Raw genomic sequence first — 17,633 nt, 5'->3', positions numbered from 1 at the left:
GCACTCGACAGGGTGTGGGAGAGTAAGACACCGCCGACACATACCTTGGTGGGGCGGGGCAGAAGGTGAGGACCTTCTGCCCCGCCCCTTTTTTCATGCCCCTTCTTCATCGCATTGCACACGGTGCTCCCTTCTCGGCGTTGAACGGCGGGTGCTGTTCGCCTGAAATGCACTGTCAGCGCTGGCGATGTCGGGCCTGGCGAGCCGGTCCCGGAGGGTTGGGGCGGGTCGGCGAGCTGTACGATTTGTGGAAGGCCGTTCGGTCGTGGCTGTTCAGCCCCACGTGGGCTCAGGTGGCAGCACGTGCGCTGGTGGTCGATCACGACTCCGCGATTGGGACGCGCTCAGCCGGGGATGCTGCCCTGGTACGGTTTTGGTTTTTCTTCTTCAGGAGGTTCGGTGTCCGGTTCCGACGACAAGCGCGGCGGTCCCCGCCGCGGGGCCGGTGCCGGCCGCAGCGGCCACGGTGGTCGCAGCGGTGACGACCGCAAGCCAGGCGGTCACTCCCAGGGGCGTGGCTCCTACGGGGGCCAGCGCCGGGACGACCGAGGCGGTCAGCGCCGCTTCAACGACCGGAACGACCGGGGTGGCTACCGCGGTGGTCGCGATGACCGCGGTGGGTTCCGCGGTGACCGGGACAACCGCGGCTCGCGCGATGACCGAGGCGGTCAGCGCCGCTTCAACGACCGCGACGGCCGCGGCGGCTACCGCAGGGACGACCGCCCGCGCCGTGATGACTACCGGCGTGATGACCGCGGCGGCCGTGATGACCGCGGCGGCCGTGATGACCGCCGCGGCCGTGATGACCGGCGCGGCGGGCGTGACGACTTCCGCCGGGACAACCGCGGCGGCGACTTCCGGCGGGACGACCGCAACCGAGGTGGTTACCGCGGCGACCGCAACGACAGGGGCGGTGACCGGGGCGACCGGGACAACCGGGGTCCACGCGACGACCGGGGTGGGTTCCGGCGTGATGACCGCCGTGGCGGGCGCGATGACTTCCGCAGGGACGACCGCCGGAACGACCGCGGCGGCGACTTCCGCAGGGACGACCGCAAGCGGAGCGGTCCGCGTGACGACCGCGGTGGGTACGGCCGCGACGACCGTCGCCGGGACGACCGGGGTGGCTTCAAGCGCGATGACCGGCCGCGCCGGGATGACCGGAGCCGCGACGACCGGAGCGGCTTCAATCGCGACGACCGGGGGCGTGACAACCGGCGTCCGGACGACCGTCGCCGGGACGACCGCGGAGGTCGGCGCGACGACGGCAAGAAGGCCGGCGGCCCTAAGAAGGACTTCAAGCGCGATGCCGACCGCCGGCCGGACCGCAAGAAGGACGACGAGGCCCCGAAGGCGGTCGAGCCGGAGCTGCCCGAGGAGGGCGTCAGCCCCTCGGACCTGGACCCGGAGGTCCGCCGCGAACTGCTCTCGCTGCCGAAGGGCGCCGCGGAGAAGGTCGCACAGCACCTCGTGGCAGCCGGTCAGCTGATCGACGAGGAACCGGAGCGTGCACTCGCGCACGCTCGGTTCGCGCGGCAGAAGGCGTCCCGGATCCCGTCGGTGCGCGAGGCAAACGGCCTCACCGCCTACCTCGCCGGTGAGTGGAACGAGGCGCTGTCCGAGCTGCGCGCGGCGCGGCGGATGGGCGGCGGCCCCGGCCACCTCGCGATCATGGCCGACTGCGAGCGGGCGCTGGGTCGACCGGAGCGCGCGATCGAGCTGGTGCGCAGCGAAGAGGCGCTGCAGCTCGACAAGGAGGACGAGATCGAGCTGCGGATCGTCGCTGCCGGTGCGCGGCGCGACCTCGACGAGATCGACGCGTCCGTGGTCAGCCTGCAGGTCCCGGAGTTGGACCCGAAGCGGCAGGACCCCTGGAGCGCCCGGCTCTTCTACGCCTACGCCGACAACCTGCTGGCCGCCGGCCGTGAGCGGGACGCCTTCACCTGGTTCGTCCACGCCGCGCACGCCGACGACGAGGAGGAGACCGACGCGCCGGAGCGCCTCGAGGAGCTCGCGGTCCAGCTCGGTGGACCGGACGTCATCGAGGAGCTGGTCAACGAGGCCGAGGCCGCTGCCGAGATCGACGACGAGGACGACATCGACGACGATGAGGACGCCGCCGACGACGACGACGAGGAAGACGCCGGTGAGGACCTCGACGAGGACGCCGACGACGACCTCGACGACGACCTCGCCGACGACGACTTCGACGACGCCGGCGACGACCTCGACGGCGAGGCCGGTGAGCCGGACGTCGTGGAGGACGACGCGGCCGGCGAGCGCGGTGACACCGCCGCGGAGCCCGCGGCCGAAGGGGGCTCGGCGACGCGGTGAGCGGCACGCTGCTCGACGACCACGACGTCGTGCTGTTCGACCTGGACGGCACGGTCTACCGCGGTGGTGAGCTGGTTCCCGGCGCGCTGGAGGCCATCCAGCAGGCCCATCGTCGAGGCGTCGCGGTCCGCTACGTCACCAACAACGCCTCCAAGCCCGACCAGGCGGTGGTCGACCACCTGGTCGGGCTCGGCTTGGAGGCCGAGCGCAGCGAGGTGAGCACCAGCGCCCAGGCCGGTGCCGCGATGCTCGCCGAGAAGCTGCCCGCGGGATCCCGGGTGCTGGTCGTCGGTTCGGCCGCGCTGGAGTCCGAAGTGGACCGCCTCGGCCTCGTGCCGGTCAGCGGCTTCGCCGACGAACCGGTCGCGGTGGTGCAGGGCCTGTCCGATGAGCTGACCTACCGCGCCTTCGCCGAAGCGTGCTTGGCGGTCCGGGACGGCGCGCTGTGGGTGGCGTGCAACGCCGACCGCACCTTGCCGACCGAGCGGGGGCTGCTGCCGGGCAACGGCGCGCTGGTCGAGCTGCTGCGCGCGGCCACCGACCAGGACCCGTTGGTGGCGGGCAAGCCCGAGCGCCCGCTGCTGGACCGCGCGGTCGCCTCCGCGGGCGGCAGCAGGCCGCTGATGATCGGTGACCGGCTGGACACCGACATCGCGGGGGCGGTCAAGGCCGGCATGCCGTCGCTGATGGTGCTCACCGGTGTCAACACGCCGCGTCACCTGCTGGAAGCCCGTCCCGAGGATCGGCCGGGCCACGTCGCGGCCGACCTGCGCGGGCTGCACGCGCCGAAGTCGGAGGTCGCCATCGGCGAGCAGCCGGCCTGGTCGGTGACCGTCGGCGATCGGCTCGACCTGTCCTCGCGCGGCGAGGGCGACGCGCTCGGCGCCCTGCGCGCGCTGTGCACGGCGTGGTGGTCCACCGGCTCCGGCCCGGTGCAGGTGGAGGGCACCGACGACGCGGCGCGGGCAGCGCTGAGAACGCTCGACATCGGCTGATCTGACGGGACCGGAACGGATCGTTCGGCTAGCGTGAAGACGTGCCGCGCAGCGATCGCGAGGCACCGGTGATCGAGGGGAGTACCCGCCCATGACCTCTCCGTCGGAGAAGCAGACGCCCAACCCGGGGATGCTGGCGCGCCAAGCCGACGACGGCCAGTCGGCGATCGACGCGATCTCCGCGGCGATGACCGAGCTCGACGACGTGCGCGACCAGCCGGTCGCCGAGCACGTCCAGCGCTTCGAGAACGTGCACAGCGCGTTGACCGAGGCGTTGTCGAAGGCCGACCACCTGCAGTCCCAGAACACCCCTCGGAGTTGACGAAGTGCCTCGCAAGGCGCGCTTGGACGCCGAACTGGTTCGGCGCGGGCTGGCCCGGTCCCGCGAACACGCTGGAGAGCTCGTCGCGGCGGGCCGGGTGAGCGTGCGCGGCATGGTCGCGCGCAAGTCCGCCACGGCCGTGGAGATCGACGCGCCGGTGCTGGTCACCGACGACGTCGACGACCCGGGCTGGGCCTCGCGCGGTGCGCACAAGCTGGTCGGCGCGCTGGAGGCCTTCGAACCCGGTGGGCTGTCGGTGGCGGGCAAGCGGTGCCTGGACGCCGGAGCTTCGACCGGCGGTTTCACCGACGTGCTGTTGCGCCGCGACGCCCGCGAGGTCGTCGCGGTCGACGTCGGCTACGGCCAGCTGGTGTGGAAGCTGCAGACCGACGAGCGGGTGCGCATCCACGACCGCACCAACGTCCGGTCGCTGACGCCGGAGGACATCGGCGGGCAGGTCGACCTCGTGGTCGCCGACCTCTCGTTCATCTCGCTGAAGCTGGTGCTGCCCGCGCTGGTCGCGTGCGCCACCGAGGACGCCGATCTCGCGTTGATGGTCAAACCGCAGTTCGAGGTGGGCAAGCAGCGGCTAGGCTCGGGTGGCGTGGTTCGCGATCCGCAGCTGCGCGCTGAAGCGGTGCTGGACGTGGTCGACTTCGCCGCCGAGCACGGCGTGGGGCTGCGCGACGTCGTGGCCAGCCCGTTGCCGGGCCCGTCCGGCAACGTCGAGTACTTCGTCTGGCTGCGGCCAGGCGCCGAGATCGACCGCGACCGCGCGAGCCGCGCGGTCGCGGACGCGGTCGAGCGGGGACCGCAGAACTCGACCAAGAACTCATCCCGGCAAGGGAGTGGCAGTTGACCCGACGGGTGCTGCTGGTGGTGCACACCGGCAGGGAGCAGAACCTGCGCACAGCGGAGAAGGTCGCCGGTCGTCTGCTCGAAGCGGGCATCGTGGTCCGCGCGCTGGCAGGCGAAGCCGACGAGCTGCGCGACAGCGCGTGCGAGATCGCCCGGCCCGAGGACGACCCCGCTGCGGGCACCGAGCTGGTGCTGGTCCTCGGCGGTGATGGCACGCTGCTGCGCGCTGCGGAGCTGGCGCGGCCGGCGGGGGTGCCGCTGTTCGGCGTGAACCTGGGCCGGGTCGGGTTCCTGGCCGGTGCCGACTCCGACGCGCTGGACGAGGCGATCGCCGCCGTCGTCGAAGCCCGCTACCACGTCGAGGAGCGGATGACCCTGGAGGTCACCGCGACGCTCAACGGCGACACGGTCGCCAGCACGTGGGCGCTCAACGAGGCCAGCGTGGAGAAGAGCAGCCGGGAGCGGATCCTCGACGTCGTCGTCGAGGTCGACGGACATCCCGTCTCGGCGTTCGGCTGCGACGGCGTGCTGTGCTCGACGCCCACCGGGTCGACGGCGTACGCGTTCTCCGCGGGCGGTCCGGTGGTGTGGCCGGAGGTGCAGGCCCTGCTGGTGGTGCCGAGCAACGCGCACGCGCTGTTCGCGGGTCCGCTGGTGGTGTCGCGGGACTCGCTGGTGGCGATGGAGATCGACCAGCACGGGCACCACGCCGTGCTGTGCTGCGACGGCCAGCGCATGTTCGACCTGCCGCCGGGAGCGCGGGTCGAGGTGGTGGCCGGTTCGACGCCGATCCGCCTGGTGCGCCTGCACGACACGTCGTTCACGGACCGACTGGTGCGCAAGTTCGAGCTGCCCGTGCAGGGCTGGCGCGGACCGGCCAGGTGACCGCGGTCGCGCGCGACGCGATCGAACACATCGTCTAACGATTCCGGTGGCGATCACCGCAGTGGGGCGCCCGCGTGCGCTCGGTGCCGATAGGGTGCTGTGTGTGTTGGCGGAGATGCGTATCCAGGGACTGGGCGTCATCGACGACGCCACGCTCGCACTGCACGCCGGCTTGACCGTGGTCACGGGTGAGACGGGCGCGGGGAAGACGATGGTGGTCACGGGCCTGCACCTGCTCAGCGGTGGCCGGGCCGACGCCTCGCGGGTGCGCGCCGGTGCGCAGCGGGCAGTCGTGGAGGGACGCTTCGCGACCACCCCGGACTCACCGGCGGCGAAGGTCGCCGGGGACGCCGGTGCCGAACCCGACGACGACGGAAGCTTGATCGCGCTGCGCACGGTGACCGCCGACGGGCGTTCCCGGGCGCACCTGGGCGGTCGCTCGGTGCCCAACGGCGTGCTCGCGGAGCTGTCCGAGCAGGTGCTGGCCGTGCACGGGCAGAACGACCAGCTGCGGCTGCTGCGCTCGGGTGAGCAGCGCGCCGTGCTGGACCGGTTCGCCGGGGAGCCCGTGCTGCACGTGCTGGCCGACTACCAGCGGGTCCGCGCCGAATGGGCCGAAGCGGTCCGCGAGCTCACCGAGCGCACCGAACGCTCCCGTGAGCTGTCGCGCGAGGCCGACATGCTGCGGCACGGCCTGGCCGAGGTCGAAGCCGTCAACCCCGAACCGGGCGAGGACGTTTCGCTGGTCGACGAGGCGCGGCGGCTCGCCGACGTCGACCAGTTGCGGGAGATCGCCGCCGGGGCCCAGCAAGCGCTGTCGGGTTCCGCTGACGGAGACCCCGACGCCCCGGGGGCGATCGGGCTGATCGGGGAGGCCGCGCGCAAGCTGTCCTCCTCCGAGGACCCGGCGCTGCGGGAGCTGGAGCCGCGGGTGGCCGAGGCCGTCGCGGTGCTCTCCGACGTCGGCGGGGAGCTCGGCTCCTACCTCGACAAGCTCGACGCCGACCCGGCCCGCTTGGAGCAGGTGCTGGCCCGGCAGGCCGAGCTCAAGCAGCTCACCAAGAAGTACGCTGCCGACGTCGACGGAGTGCTGACCTGGGCCGAGGACGCCCGCTCCCGCTTGTCCGGGATGGACACCTCGGAGGAGGCGCTGGCCGCGCTGGCGGCGCGCCGCGACGAGCTCGCGGGGGAACTCGCCGAGCACGCCAAGGCGCTCAGCGGTGCCCGTGCGGAGGCCGCCGGCCGACTGGCCGAGGCGGTGTCGGAAGAGCTGTCCGGTTTGGCGATGGCGCAGGCCAAGCTGCAGGTCGTGGTGCACCAGAAGGAGGCAGAGAGCGGCGACCCCAACGGGCTGCCGGTCGACGGCCGCTCGCTGCACGCGGGCCCGGACGGAGTGGACGAGGTCGAGCTGCAGCTGATCGCGCACTCCGGTGCGCCCGCGCTGCCCATCCACAAGGGCGCTTCGGGTGGTGAGCTCTCCCGCGTCATGCTGGCGCTGGAGGTGGTGCTCGCCGACGCCGACACCGTGCCCACGCTGGTCTTCGACGAGGTCGACGCCGGTGTCGGTGGCCGGGCCGCTGTGGAGATCGGTCGTCGGCTGGCCAGGCTGGCGCGCACCCACCAGGTCATCGTGGTCACGCACCTGCCGCAGGTCGCGGCCTTCGCCGACCGCCACCTGGTGGTCGACAAGGGGGCGGCCGACGGTGGTCTCACCAAGAGCGACGTTCGCCTGGTCTCCGACGAGCGCCGCGTGGTCGAGCTGGCCCGGATGCTCGCGGGCATGGAGTCCACCGAGACCGGACGCGCGCACGCCGAAGAGCTCCTCGAGACCGCCAGCACCTACAAGCTGACCCAGGAGAAGTTCGGCCGGAAGGGCAAGGGCGGCAAGCGTTCTCGGTGAACTCCGCGCGCCCGTGGTGCGCGGCGGTGCGGGTCGTGCGGACGCGACCTCCCCGCCAGGTGGGCCGAACGTCGCATCGCCCGCTGCGGCGCGTGGCGCAGTCCACTCGGCGTGGCGGACCCACCACCGGTGATCAGCCTGTCACCATCGGCGCATGAGAATCAGCGGACTGCTGACCCGACAGCAGGAGGACCTGCCCGGGCTCGCCGGGGTCGCCAGGGTGGAGCGCCGCTCCGGTGATCTGCCGCGACGGGTCCGCACCGGCGACATCGCGGTGATCGACCACGCCGACCTCGACCGCCGCAGCGCGGAGGCCCTGGTGGCGGCCGGGGTGATCGGCGTGGTCAACGCCGCCCCCTCGATCTCGGGGCGCTACCCGAACCTGGGGCCCGAGGTCCTGCAAGCCGCCGGGGTCGCCTTGGTCGACGGAGTCGGCAGCGACGTCCTCAACAACGTCAAGGATGGCTCGAAGATCCGCCTGTTCGAGGGCGGGATCTACGCCGGGGAGCGCGAGCTGGGCCGCGGGGTGGAGCAGGACGCCAACTCGATCGCCGACCAGCTGATCGAGGCCAAGGCCGGGATGGCCACCCAGCTGGAGGCGTTCTCGGCCAACACCATCGAGTTCCTGCGCACCGAGCGCACCCTGATCCTCGACGGCATCGGTGTGCCGGAGCTCGGGGGCTCGATGGAGGGCAGGCAGGCGCTGGTCGTCGCGCCCGGCTACGGCCACGCCGACGACCTGCGGCGCCTCAAGCGCTACATCCGCGAGTACAAGCCGGTGCTGATCGGTGTCGAGGGCGGCGCGGACGCCCTGCAGCGCGCCGGCCACAAGCCGGACGTCATCGTCGGTGCGCCCGACACGATCAGCACCGAGACGCTGCGCTGCGGTGCTGAGCTGGTCATCCCCGCGCACCTGGACGGCCACGCGCCCGGCCTAGAGCGCATCCAGGACCTGGGTGTGGGTGCGATGACCTTCCCCGCCTCGGGCAACCCCGAGGACCTCGCGCTGCTGCTGGCCGACGCGCACAAGGCGGACCTGGTGGTCACGGTCGGGTTCCAGGCCACGCTCAGCGAGTTCCTCGACCGCGGTCGATCCGGCTCCAACCCCTCGACGTTCCTGACCCGGCTGCGACTGGGCAGCAAGGTCATCGACGGCCCGGCGGTGGCGACCTTGCAGCGCAGCCGCACGCCGTTGTCGGCGGTGGTGCTGCTGGTGCTGTCGGTGCTGCTGGTGGTCGCCGTCGCGCTGCTGGTGTCCGGGCTCGGCGACGCCGCCCTGGCCCAGCTCACCGACACCGCCGGAGCCGTGTCGGCCTACTTCGGGGGTCTGTTCTCGTGATCACGCTGCGCTACCACATCATCTCGATCGCCGCGGTCTTCCTCGCGCTGGCCGTGGGCGTGGTGCTGGGCACCAGCTCCGTCAGCCAGGGCCTGCTCAACGCCCTCAGCGGCGAGAAGCAGGACCTGCAGGCGCAGGTCGACCAGCTCAGCGCCGAGCGCGCCCAGCTCAAGGCCCAGGCGGAGGCCGCGGACCGCTTCGACACGACCGTGGCGCCGCTGGCCGTGCAGGGCCAGCTCACCGGGCGCAGCGTGGTGCTCATCAGCTCACCGGACACCGACGAGGGCCAGCGGGCCGCGATGACCCAGCTGCTGCAGGACTCCGGCGCCGACCTCACCGGGGAGGTCCGCCTCGGTGAGGCGCTGACCAACCCGGACCGCGCCGACCAGCTGCGCGGCGTGGTCACGCAGCTGCTGCCCGCCGGGGTCCAGCTGCCCACCGCCGCCGACCCGGGCACCCTCGCCGGCGGCCTGATCGGACCGCTGGCGCTGGTCAACCCGCAGACCGGACAACCGCAGGCCACCGCTGACGCCCGCGCTGCGGCCCTGTCGGGACTGGCCGGAGGCGGTTACGTGACCGCCTCCGAGGGCCTGCGTCCGGCCGAGCTGGCGGTGGTGCTCACCGGGGGACGGCTCGAAGGCGACGCCGCGGCCGACCGGGCCACGGCGCTGGCGCGCTTCGCCACCCAGGTCGACCGCTCCGGCACGGGGGCCGTGCTGGCGGGCACCAGCGGCTCCGCCGACGGCCGCGGCGCGGTGGGAGTGGCGCGGGTCGATCCGGCGATGTCGTCGGGCCTGTCCACGGTGGACAACGCCGAGACCGGTGCCGGGCGCGTCGCGGTCGTGATGGCCGCCCGCGAGCAAGCGGACCGCAAGAGCGGCCACTACGGTGCGGCCAGCTCTGCGCAGGGGCCGGTGCCCAGCACCCGCGGCGCTTCTTGATCTGCGAGGCGTGCCCGTTCACCAGGACGTCGGGGACAACCGGCCGGTAGGCCGCCGGATGGCGGTTGACCCGGCCGGTTCGCCGTTCACAGGAGATGCGGGTCTCGGTGCGAGCCCCGGTGGTCGTGCGTTAGGCTGGAATTCCGTGGGAGCGACGGATCCAGCCGTCCTGCCAGCGCAGAGATTCCAGCCAGGCGACGGCTTGACCACGGGGAGCTTTTCTTGGTGCCGCAAGCACGCACTATCAAGCACGTTTTCGTAACGGGGGGCGTCGCCTCTTCGTTGGGTAAGGGGCTCACGGCGTCCAGCCTGGGTGAACTGCTCACCTCCCGCGGGCTGCGGGTGACCATGCAGAAGCTCGACCCCTACCTGAACGTCGATCCGGGGACGATGAACCCCTTCCAGCACGGTGAGGTGTTCGTCACCGAGGACGGTGCTGAGACCGACCTGGACATCGGTCACTACGAGCGGTTCTTGGACCGCGATCTGACCCGCAACGCCAACGTCACCACCGGCCAGGTGTACTCCTCGGTCATCGCCAAGGAGCGCCGCGGCGAGTACCTGGGTGACACGGTGCAGGTCATCCCGCACATCACCGACCAGATCAAGGCCCGCGTGCGGGCCATGGCCGAGCCCGACGAGAACGGCGTCACGCCCGACGTGGTGATCACCGAGGTCGGTGGCACCGTCGGTGACATCGAGTCGCTGCCGTTCCTGGAGGCCTGCCGCCAGGTCCGCCACGACGTGGGCCGGGACAACTGCTTCTTCCTGCACGTCTCGCTGGTGCCGTTCCTGGCGCCCTCCGGCGAGCTCAAGACCAAGCCCACCCAGCACTCGGTGGCGGCGCTGCGCAACATCGGCATCCAGCCCGACGCGCTGGTCTGCCGCGCCGACCGCGAGCTGCCCGCCGACCTCAAGCGCAAGATCGCGCTGATGTGCGACGTCGACACCGACGGCGTGGTGGCCTGCCCGGACGCGCCGTCGATCTACGACATCCCGAAGGTGCTGCACAGCGAGGGCCTGGACGCCTACATGGTGCGCCGGCTCGGGCTGCCGTTCCGCGACGTCGACTGGTCGGTGTGGGGCGACCTGCTGGACCGGGTGCACAACCCGTCCGAGCGGGTGCGCATCGCGCTGGTCGGCAAGTACGTCGACCTGCCCGACGCCTACCTGTCGGTGACCGAGGCGCTGCGCGCGGGTGGCTTCGCGCACCACGCCAAGGTGGAGATCTCCTGGGTCGGCTCCGACACCTGCGAGACCGAGTCCGGAGCGGCGCAGGCGCTCGCCGGGGTGGACGGCGTGCTGATCCCGGGCGGCTTCGGGGTCCGCGGCATCGAGGGCAAGCTCGGCGCCATCCGCTACGCGCGCACCAACAACATCCCAGTCCTCGGCCTGTGCCTGGGCCTGCAGTGCATGGTGATCGAGACGGCCCGGTCGCTCGCCGGCCTGGAGCGGGCGAACTCCACCGAGTTCGAGGAGCCCTGCCAGCACCCGGTGATCAGCACGATGGCCGACCAGCACGACGTGCTCTCGGGCGACCGTGACATGGGCGGCACCATGCGGCTGGGCTCCTACCCGGCCAAGCTCGCCGAGGGCTCGCTGGTCGCCCAGGCCTACGGCGCCTCCGAGGTCGACGAGCGCCACCGGCACCGCTACGAGGTCAACAACACCTACCGGGACCAGCTGAGCAAGGCCGGCGTGGTCTTCTCCGGCACCTCACCGGACGACCGCCTGGTCGAGTTCGTCGAGCTGGACCGGGAGATCCACCCGTTCTTCGTGGGCACCCAGGCGCACCCGGAGCTCAAGAGCCGTCCGACCCGGCCGCACCCGCTGTTCGCGGCGTTCGTGAAGGCGGCGATCGACTACCGCGCGGCCGAGCGGCTGCCGGTCGAGTTCGAGTCGACCGTGGCCGAGCCGGAGTCCGAGCCCGCCGGGGCCTGATCCGTCGCAGGTGAGCGGCCCGCGCCTCCCCCCCGGGGTGGTGCGGGCCGCTTCACGCGCGGGCGATCGGATCTAGGGTGGGGTTCGTGGAGACCACGGGTAGCGGTGTCACGCGCACCAACGGAGAGCACGAGTTCACCACGCTGAGCAGCGAGGACGTCTACGTCGGACGGATCCTGGCGCTGCGGGCGGACGAGGTCGGCATGCCCGGCGGCGGTCACGCGCGCAGGGAGGTCGTCGAGCACTTCGGGGCGGTGGCGATCGTCGCGGTCGACGACCAGGAGCGGGTCGTGCTGGTGCACCAGTACCGCTATCCGCTCGGTCGCAGGCTGTGGGAGCTGCCGGCGGGCTTGCTGGACGTCTCCGGCGAGCACCCGGTGCGCACGGCGCAACGCGAGCTCGCCGAGGAGGCGGGGCTCGCGGCCGAGGAGTGGTCGGTGCTGGTCGACGTGGCCACCTCGCCCGGGTTCACCGACGAGGTCGTCCGGGTCTTCCTGGCCACCGGGCTGTCCGAGGTGAGCCGTCCCGACGCCGTCGGCGACGAGGAGGCCGACCTCGTCATCGAGCGGTTCCCGCTGGCCGAGGTGGTGCGGATGGCGCTGGCAGGGGAGATCGTCAACGGCCCGACGGTGGCGGGCCTGCTGGCCGCCAAGGCGGCTCGCGACGGCGTCGTGCAGCCCCGCCCGGCCGACGCCGAGTGGATCGACCGGCCGCAGCGCTTCGCCGCCCGGTGAGGGGGTTCGAATCGCTGCCGCCGGGGTTGCGCACCGCGGTCGGCGAGTACCTCGACCACCTCGCGGTGGAGCGCGGAACCGCGCGCAGCACGCTGGACTCCTACGCCCGTGATCTGCGCAGGTACGCGGAATTCCTGGTGGCGCAAGGGGTTTCCGAGCTCGAGGGTGTGCGCGCCGAGCACCTGTCGGAATTCCTGGCGCAGTTGCGCGAGGGCGTCGAGGGCAGGCCGCCGCTGGCGTCCTCGTCGGCGGCGCGTGCTCTGGTGGCCGCCCGCGGGTTGCACCGCTTCGCCCACGCCGAGGGCAGGGTCGCGGTGGACGTGGCACGTGACGTCACGCCGCCGAGCCCGCCGAAGCGGCTGCCGAAGGCGCTTCCGGTCGCCGACGTGGGGAAGCTCTTGGAGCACGCCGGTGGTGACGATCCGCGCGGGCTGCGGGACCGCGCGTTGCTGGAGCTGCTGTACTCCACCGGGGCGCGCATCTCCGAGGCGGTGGGTCTCGACCTCGACGACGTCCACCGCGCGGATCGAACCGTGCTGCTCGACGGGAAAGGTGGCAGGCAACGCCTGGTGCCGATCGGTCGTCCCGCGCTGGCCGCGCTCGAGGCCTACCTGGTCCGGGCGAGGCCGGTCCTCGTGGCGCGCGGGCGGGGCAGTTCGGCCGTGTTCCTGAACTCCCGCGGTACCGGACTTTCCCGGCAGAGCGCGTGGAACGCGTTGAAAGCGGCCGCGGAGCGGGCCGGGATCGCCGAACCGGTCTCGCCGCACGTGCTGCGCCACTCCTTCGCCACGCACCTGGTGGAAGGGGGTGCCGACGTCCGCGTCGTGCAGGAACTCCTCGGGCACGCCTCGGTGACGACCACGCAGGTCTACACGCTGGTCACGGTCAACACGCTCCGGGAGGTCTACGCCACCGCGCACCCGCGCGCCCATCTTTCGGGGTGAGATCACCACGTGCGCATGCGCGTGATCGAACCACGCGGTAGATCTTGATCACAGCGGGATCACGAACTTCCGCCGATCCAATTGCCGACACCACGGCGAGGCACGTTGCCGCAGGTCGTTGAAGCGACTTAGGCTGCGATCGATCGCCACCGGTACCGAAGGAGTCAGATCGCCATGTCGTTGCCGCATCCTTCCGCCTCGCGGCGGCCTCGAGGAGCGGTCGACCTGAGCATCGCCCCCGAGACCACGGACCCTGAGGTCAGCGCCGATCAGCCCCAGGACGCCAGCGGTCTCGGACCCACCGGTCGCCCGCTCCGGCACATCCCCGAGCCGCCGCTGCTGGACCACCACGGTCCCGCGTCGGTGCTGGCCATGTGCAACCAGAAAGGCGGAGTCGGCAAGACCACGTCGACGATCAACCTCGGTGCCGCGCTGGCCGAACACGGGCGTCGGGTGCTGTTGGTGGATTTCGACCCGCAGGGCGCGCTTTCGGTCGGCTTGGGCGTTCAGCCGCACCAGCTGGAGCAGACCATCTACAACGTCATCATGGAGCGCGGTGTCACCGTCGAGGACGTGGTGCGCCGCACGACCGTGGAGGGCATGGACCTGCTGCCCAGCAACATCGACCTCTCCGCCGCCGAGGTCCAGCTGGTCACCGAGGTGGGCCGGGAGCAGACGCTGCACCGGGTGCTGCGCCAGTCGATCGAGGAGTACGACTACGTCCTGGTCGACTGCCAACCCTCGCTCGGGCTGCTCACCGTCAACGCGCTGGCCGCCGCGGACGGCGTGATCATCCCGCTGGAGTGCGAGTTCTTCAGCCTGCGCGGGGTGGCGCTGCTGATCGACACCATCGAGAAGGTGCGCGAGCGGCTCAACCCGAAGCTGGAGATCAGCGGCATCCTGGCGACGATGTTCGACCCGCGCACGCTGCACTCCCGCGAGGTCATGCAGCGCGTGGTGGAGGCCTTCGGCGACGTGGTGTACGACTCGGTGATCAACCGGACCGTCCGCTTCCCGGAGACCACCGTGGCCGGGGAACCGATCACCAGGTGGGCGCCGCGGTCGGCCGGCGCTCAGGCCTACCGGGCGTTGGCCCGCGAGGTGATCGCTCGATGACGCGTCGGGTCGCCCTGCCCGGCGCGGCTGAACTCTTCCGTACTACTGTTCCTCGCACGGATCAGGCCCCGGCGCCGCAGGACGATCCGAAACCGGTGGGCCCTCCCGCGGAGCGGAAGCGGGCTCGGTCGGGTTCGGGGCGGCGCAAGCACGATGCGAAGATCACCGTGTACGTGTCCGACGAGGAGTTGTTGGGCTTGGAGCAGGCGCGGCTCGCGTTGCGGGCGGACCACGGCATCGCCGTGGACCGCGGCCGCGTCGTGCGCGAGGCGATCGCCGTGCTGCTGACCGACTTCACCGAGCACGGTGCGGACTCGGTCCTGGTCCGGCACCTGCGGGAGTCCGGCGAGTGATCGATGCCCCGCACCCCGACGCCGAACGCGCACCGTCCGACGCCGGGGCCGAAGCAGCACCGCAGGAATCGTCGTCAGCGGAGGCTGAAGCGCAGTCCGGTGACGGCCGGTTCACCGTGCGGCTGGAGAACTTCGAGGGGCCCTTCGACCTGCTGCTGCAGCTGATCTCCGCGCACGAACTCGACGTCACCGAGGTGGCGTTGCACAAGGTCACCGACGAGTTCATCGCCTACACGCGCGCGCTCGGCGAGTCGTGGGACTTGGACGAGACCACCGAGTTCCTGGTGGTCGCCGCGACCCTGCTGGACCTCAAGGCCGCCCGGCTGTTGCCGGCCGCCGAGGTCGAGGACGAAGCCGACCTGGCGCTGCTGGAAGCTCGCGACCTGCTGTTCGCGCGGCTGCTGCAGTACCGCGCCTACAAGCAGGTGGCAGCGCTGTTCGGCGAGTTGGAAGCCGGTGCGCTGCGCCGCTACCCGCGCTCGGTGTCGGTGGAGGAGCGCTACGAGAACCTGCTGCCCGAAGTGGTGATCGGCGTGAACCCGCAGCGGTTCGCCGAGATCGCCGCCTCGGTCTTCCGGCCCAAGCCACCGCCCACCGTGTCGCTGGACCACCTCCACCAGCACGGCGTCTCGGTGCGCGAGCACGCGGCGCTGATGCGGGTGCGGCTGGCCGAGAAGGGCACGCTGACCTTCACCGACCTGGTGTCGGACTGCGGCCACACCATCGAGGTGGTGGCGCGGTTCCTGGCGCTGCTGGAGCTGTACCGGGAGAAGGTGCTGCAGTTCGAGCAGGAGAGCCCGCTCGGCGAGTTGCAGGTGACCTGGATCGGCGGCTCCCTCGCCGAGGCGCAGGCCGCGGCCGAGGCGCAGCGCGCCAGTCAGGAAGAAGAGGAGTACGGCTGATGCCTGCCGAGGAATCCGAGTTCCCCACCGGAACCGCCGTCCCCCACGACCCGGAGGAAGCCTCGACGTCGTCGGAGGCCGCCAACGCTGCGGACGGAACTCCGGCTCCCGAGCGGGGCGAGGAGGTTCCGGCTGAAGCCTCCGTCCCTCAGGAAACGGGCGAGAGCGCGGGATCCGAGGACGTCGACGTTCCGACGGGAGCTTCCGCCTCTGATCCGGGTGGGGAGGTTTCGGCTGGGAATTCTGCTCCCGAGGTCGCGGGATCCGCGGACGGCGAGGTCCCCACGGGAGCTTCCGCTCCTGAGTCGAGTGGGGAGGCGTCCACTGCGACCTCCCCTCCGGCTGCTGAGCGCAGTTCCGGCGACGAGGCCGAGGACTCCCCCGGCTCGGAGTCGGAGGAGGACGGTGCTGGTGAGGGCGTGGAGACGCCTGGGGCTCCGGACCTGACCGAGGACTCCGCGCTCGACGCCGCGCTGGAGGCGTTGCTGCTGGTCGTCGACGTGCCGGCGGGGGAGGAGCTGCTCGCGGAGACGCTGGAGCAGCCCGTGGCGCGGGTCCGCTCGGCGCTGCGGCGGCTGTCCGAGGGCTACGCCGAGAACGAGCGCGGGATCGACCTCCGCTACGTCGGCGACGGCTGGCGGTTCTACTCCCGCGAGAAGTACGCGCCCTACGTCGAGCGCTACCTGCTCGACGGGCAGCGCACCAAGCTGACCCGGGCCGCGCTGGAGACGCTGGCGGTCATCGCCTACCGGCAGCCGGTGACGCGTTCCCGCGTCGCCGCGGTACGGGGTGTGAACGTCGACGGCGTTGTCCGTACCCTGGTGGGGCGCGGCCTGATCGCAGAGGCCGGCACCGACCCGGAGACGGGCGGCATCCTGTACTGCACGACGGAGCTGTTCCTGGAACGGCTGGGGCTGTCGTCGCTCAAGGACCTGCCGCCGCTCGCACCCCTGTTGCCCGAAGTGGAATCGATCGATGACGTCTGAACGCCGTTCCCCGTCCAGTGCCGCGAAGCACCCCAGCGAAGAAGGGGTGCGCTTGCAGAAGGTGCTGTCGCAGGCGGGTGTCGCGTCTCGGCGGGCTGCCGAGGAGATGATCCTCGAAGGGCGCATCGAGGTCGACGGAGAGGTGGTCGTGGAGCTGGGCCGCCGCGTCGACCCCGAGACCGCGGTCATCCACGTCGACGGCAGCCGCGTGATGACCAACAACAACCTGACGCACCTGCTGCTCAACAAGCCCACCGGCATCCTGTGCACCATGTCCGACGACCAGGGCCGCCCGTGCATCGGTGACTACCTGAGCGAACGGCATGGCAAGCTGTTCCACGTCGGTCGGCTGGACCAAGACACCGAGGGTCTCCTTCTGATCACCAACGACGGCGAGCTCGCCAACCGGCTGATGCACCCGTCCTACAAGGTGCGCAAGACCTACATGGCCGAGGTGATCGGGCCGATCCCGAAGGACCTCGGCAAGCGGCTCCGCGCGGGTGTGGAGCTGGAGGACGGCCCGGTGAAGGTGGACCGCTTCAAGCTGGTCGACCAGAACCAGAACCGCGCGCTGGTGGAGGTCGTGCTGCACGAGGGCCGCAAGCGCATCGTGCGCCGGTTGCTCAAGCACGTCGGCCACCCGGTGCAACGCCTGGTGCGCACCCGCATCGGCGACGTTCAGCTGACCTCCGAGCGCCCGGGTGCCATCCGCCCGCTGAACCGCCAGGAAGTCGCCTCGCTCTACAAGATCGTCGGCATGTGAGCTGGTGAAGCGCAGAGCCGCGGCAGGAACTCCTGCCGCGGCTCTCCTGCGCTGCAAGGCCTGTCGATCGCTCGACTTGTGCGTGGCGGTGCGGGTGACGGCCTGAGCGTCCTGGTGGCTCGCCACGAAGCAGCTCAGAACCTGCGGCGATGACGGCTGACCCCCACACCTCGGTTTCGCCCGACACCGCAGCCCCGGGCCCGACCCGGTGTCGGTCAGGAGAGGGCGAGGGGTTCCCTCCCAGCTCGCCCCGCCCGATCACCACCGCCGTGCTTGATCTCGCGGTGCCTTGCCCGGATCGCCGGAGTGGTCCGAGTCCC

The 17,633-nt window shown here is 71.6% G+C and carries 17 protein-coding genes; 16 read left to right on the top strand and 1 reads right to left on the bottom strand.

Annotated elements, in window-relative coordinates; genetic code table 11:
• Positions 1-387: 387 nt before the first annotated feature.
• Positions 388-1,521: a hypothetical protein gene (locus EIL87_RS27365; RefSeq protein ID WP_233576071.1), complete on the bottom strand. Its 1,134-nt coding sequence runs from the start codon at positions 1,519-1,521 to the stop codon at positions 388-390.
• Positions 1,522-1,560: 39 nt separating this feature from the next.
• On the opposite strand from EIL87_RS27365, the gene EIL87_RS06645 reads away from it, so the two are divergent.
• The 16 genes from EIL87_RS06645 to EIL87_RS06570 all read left to right on the top strand — a co-directional run bounded on the left by EIL87_RS06645 (position 1,561) and on the right by EIL87_RS06570 (position 17,313).
• Positions 1,561-2,334, top strand: coding sequence for a hypothetical protein (locus tag EIL87_RS06645; RefSeq protein ID WP_233576070.1), 774 nt, complete (start codon positions 1,561-1,563; stop codon positions 2,332-2,334).
• Entirely contained in the window at positions 2,331-3,329 is a 999-nt protein-coding gene (locus EIL87_RS06640) for an HAD-IIA family hydrolase (RefSeq protein ID WP_125089280.1), read from the top strand. Before EIL87_RS06645 ends, EIL87_RS06640 begins: the two co-directional genes overlap by 4 nt.
• 91 nt (positions 3,330-3,420) lie before the next feature.
• Positions 3,421-3,651 (top strand): hypothetical protein, encoded by a 231-nt coding sequence (locus EIL87_RS06635; protein WP_199740286.1) that lies wholly within the window; start codon positions 3,421-3,423, stop codon positions 3,649-3,651.
• Between the two features lie 4 nt (positions 3,652-3,655).
• Positions 3,656-4,510, top strand: coding sequence for a TlyA family RNA methyltransferase (locus EIL87_RS06630; RefSeq protein WP_125089279.1), 855 nt, complete (start codon positions 3,656-3,658; stop codon positions 4,508-4,510).
• On the top strand, positions 4,507-5,394 hold the full coding sequence (locus EIL87_RS06625; RefSeq protein ID WP_125089278.1) for an NAD kinase: 888 nt from the start codon (positions 4,507-4,509) through the stop codon (positions 5,392-5,394). The genes EIL87_RS06630 and EIL87_RS06625 overlap by 4 nt, the downstream gene beginning before the upstream one ends.
• 103 nt (positions 5,395-5,497) lie before the next feature.
• Positions 5,498-7,294 (top strand): DNA repair protein RecN, encoded by a 1,797-nt coding sequence (recN, locus tag EIL87_RS06620; protein WP_199740285.1) that lies wholly within the window; start codon positions 5,498-5,500, stop codon positions 7,292-7,294.
• A 154-nt stretch (positions 7,295-7,448) separates the two neighbouring features.
• Positions 7,449-8,633 carry a putative cytokinetic ring protein SteA gene (gene steA / locus EIL87_RS06615; RefSeq protein WP_125089277.1) on the top strand — a complete coding sequence of 395 codons (1,185 nt, stop codon included), beginning with the start codon at positions 7,449-7,451 and terminating at the stop codon, positions 8,631-8,633.
• The gene (locus tag EIL87_RS06610) at positions 8,630-9,574 is read left to right on the top strand and encodes a copper transporter (protein WP_125089276.1); all 945 of its coding nucleotides are present in this window, start codon (positions 8,630-8,632) and stop codon (positions 9,572-9,574) included. Before steA ends, EIL87_RS06610 begins: the two co-directional genes overlap by 4 nt.
• 225 nt (positions 9,575-9,799) lie before the next feature.
• Positions 9,800-11,515 (top strand): CTP synthase, encoded by a 1,716-nt coding sequence (locus tag EIL87_RS06605; protein WP_407690518.1) that lies wholly within the window; start codon positions 9,800-9,802, stop codon positions 11,513-11,515.
• 77 nt (positions 11,516-11,592) lie between these two features.
• Positions 11,593-12,249 (top strand): NUDIX domain-containing protein, encoded by a 657-nt coding sequence (locus EIL87_RS06600; RefSeq protein WP_125089274.1) that lies wholly within the window; start codon positions 11,593-11,595, stop codon positions 12,247-12,249.
• A complete protein-coding gene (xerD, locus tag EIL87_RS06595) occupies positions 12,246-13,193 on the top strand; it encodes a site-specific tyrosine recombinase XerD (RefSeq protein WP_125089273.1) in 948 nt (315 codons plus the stop codon). Before EIL87_RS06600 ends, xerD begins: the two co-directional genes overlap by 4 nt.
• Positions 13,194-13,367: 174 nt before the next feature.
• Positions 13,368-14,309 (top strand): ParA family protein, encoded by a 942-nt coding sequence (locus EIL87_RS06590; protein WP_125089272.1) that lies wholly within the window; start codon positions 13,368-13,370, stop codon positions 14,307-14,309.
• The gene (locus tag EIL87_RS27925; protein WP_125089271.1) at positions 14,306-14,662 is read left to right on the top strand and encodes a hypothetical protein; all 357 of its coding nucleotides are present in this window, start codon (positions 14,306-14,308) and stop codon (positions 14,660-14,662) included. Before EIL87_RS06590 ends, EIL87_RS27925 begins: the two co-directional genes overlap by 4 nt.
• Positions 14,659-15,564, top strand: a complete 906-nt coding sequence (locus EIL87_RS06580; RefSeq protein ID WP_233576069.1) for a segregation and condensation protein A — start codon at positions 14,659-14,661, stop codon at positions 15,562-15,564. The genes EIL87_RS27925 and EIL87_RS06580 overlap by 4 nt, the downstream gene beginning before the upstream one ends.
• Positions 15,564-16,550, top strand: a complete 987-nt coding sequence (gene scpB, locus EIL87_RS27920; protein ID WP_407690517.1) for an SMC-Scp complex subunit ScpB — start codon at positions 15,564-15,566, stop codon at positions 16,548-16,550. The genes EIL87_RS06580 and scpB overlap by 1 nt, the downstream gene beginning before the upstream one ends.
• Positions 16,540-17,313: a pseudouridine synthase gene (locus tag EIL87_RS06570; protein WP_125089269.1), complete on the top strand. Its 774-nt coding sequence runs from the start codon at positions 16,540-16,542 to the stop codon at positions 17,311-17,313. The genes scpB and EIL87_RS06570 overlap by 11 nt, the downstream gene beginning before the upstream one ends.
• Positions 17,314-17,633 lie beyond the last annotated feature (320 nt).

Source organism: Saccharopolyspora rhizosphaerae, assembly GCF_003931915.1.
Lineage (GTDB): Bacteria > Actinomycetota > Actinomycetes > Mycobacteriales > Pseudonocardiaceae > Saccharopolyspora > Saccharopolyspora rhizosphaerae.
The sequence above is the reverse complement of the archived record's forward strand: the minus strand, read 5'-3'. Positions and strand labels throughout refer to the sequence as shown.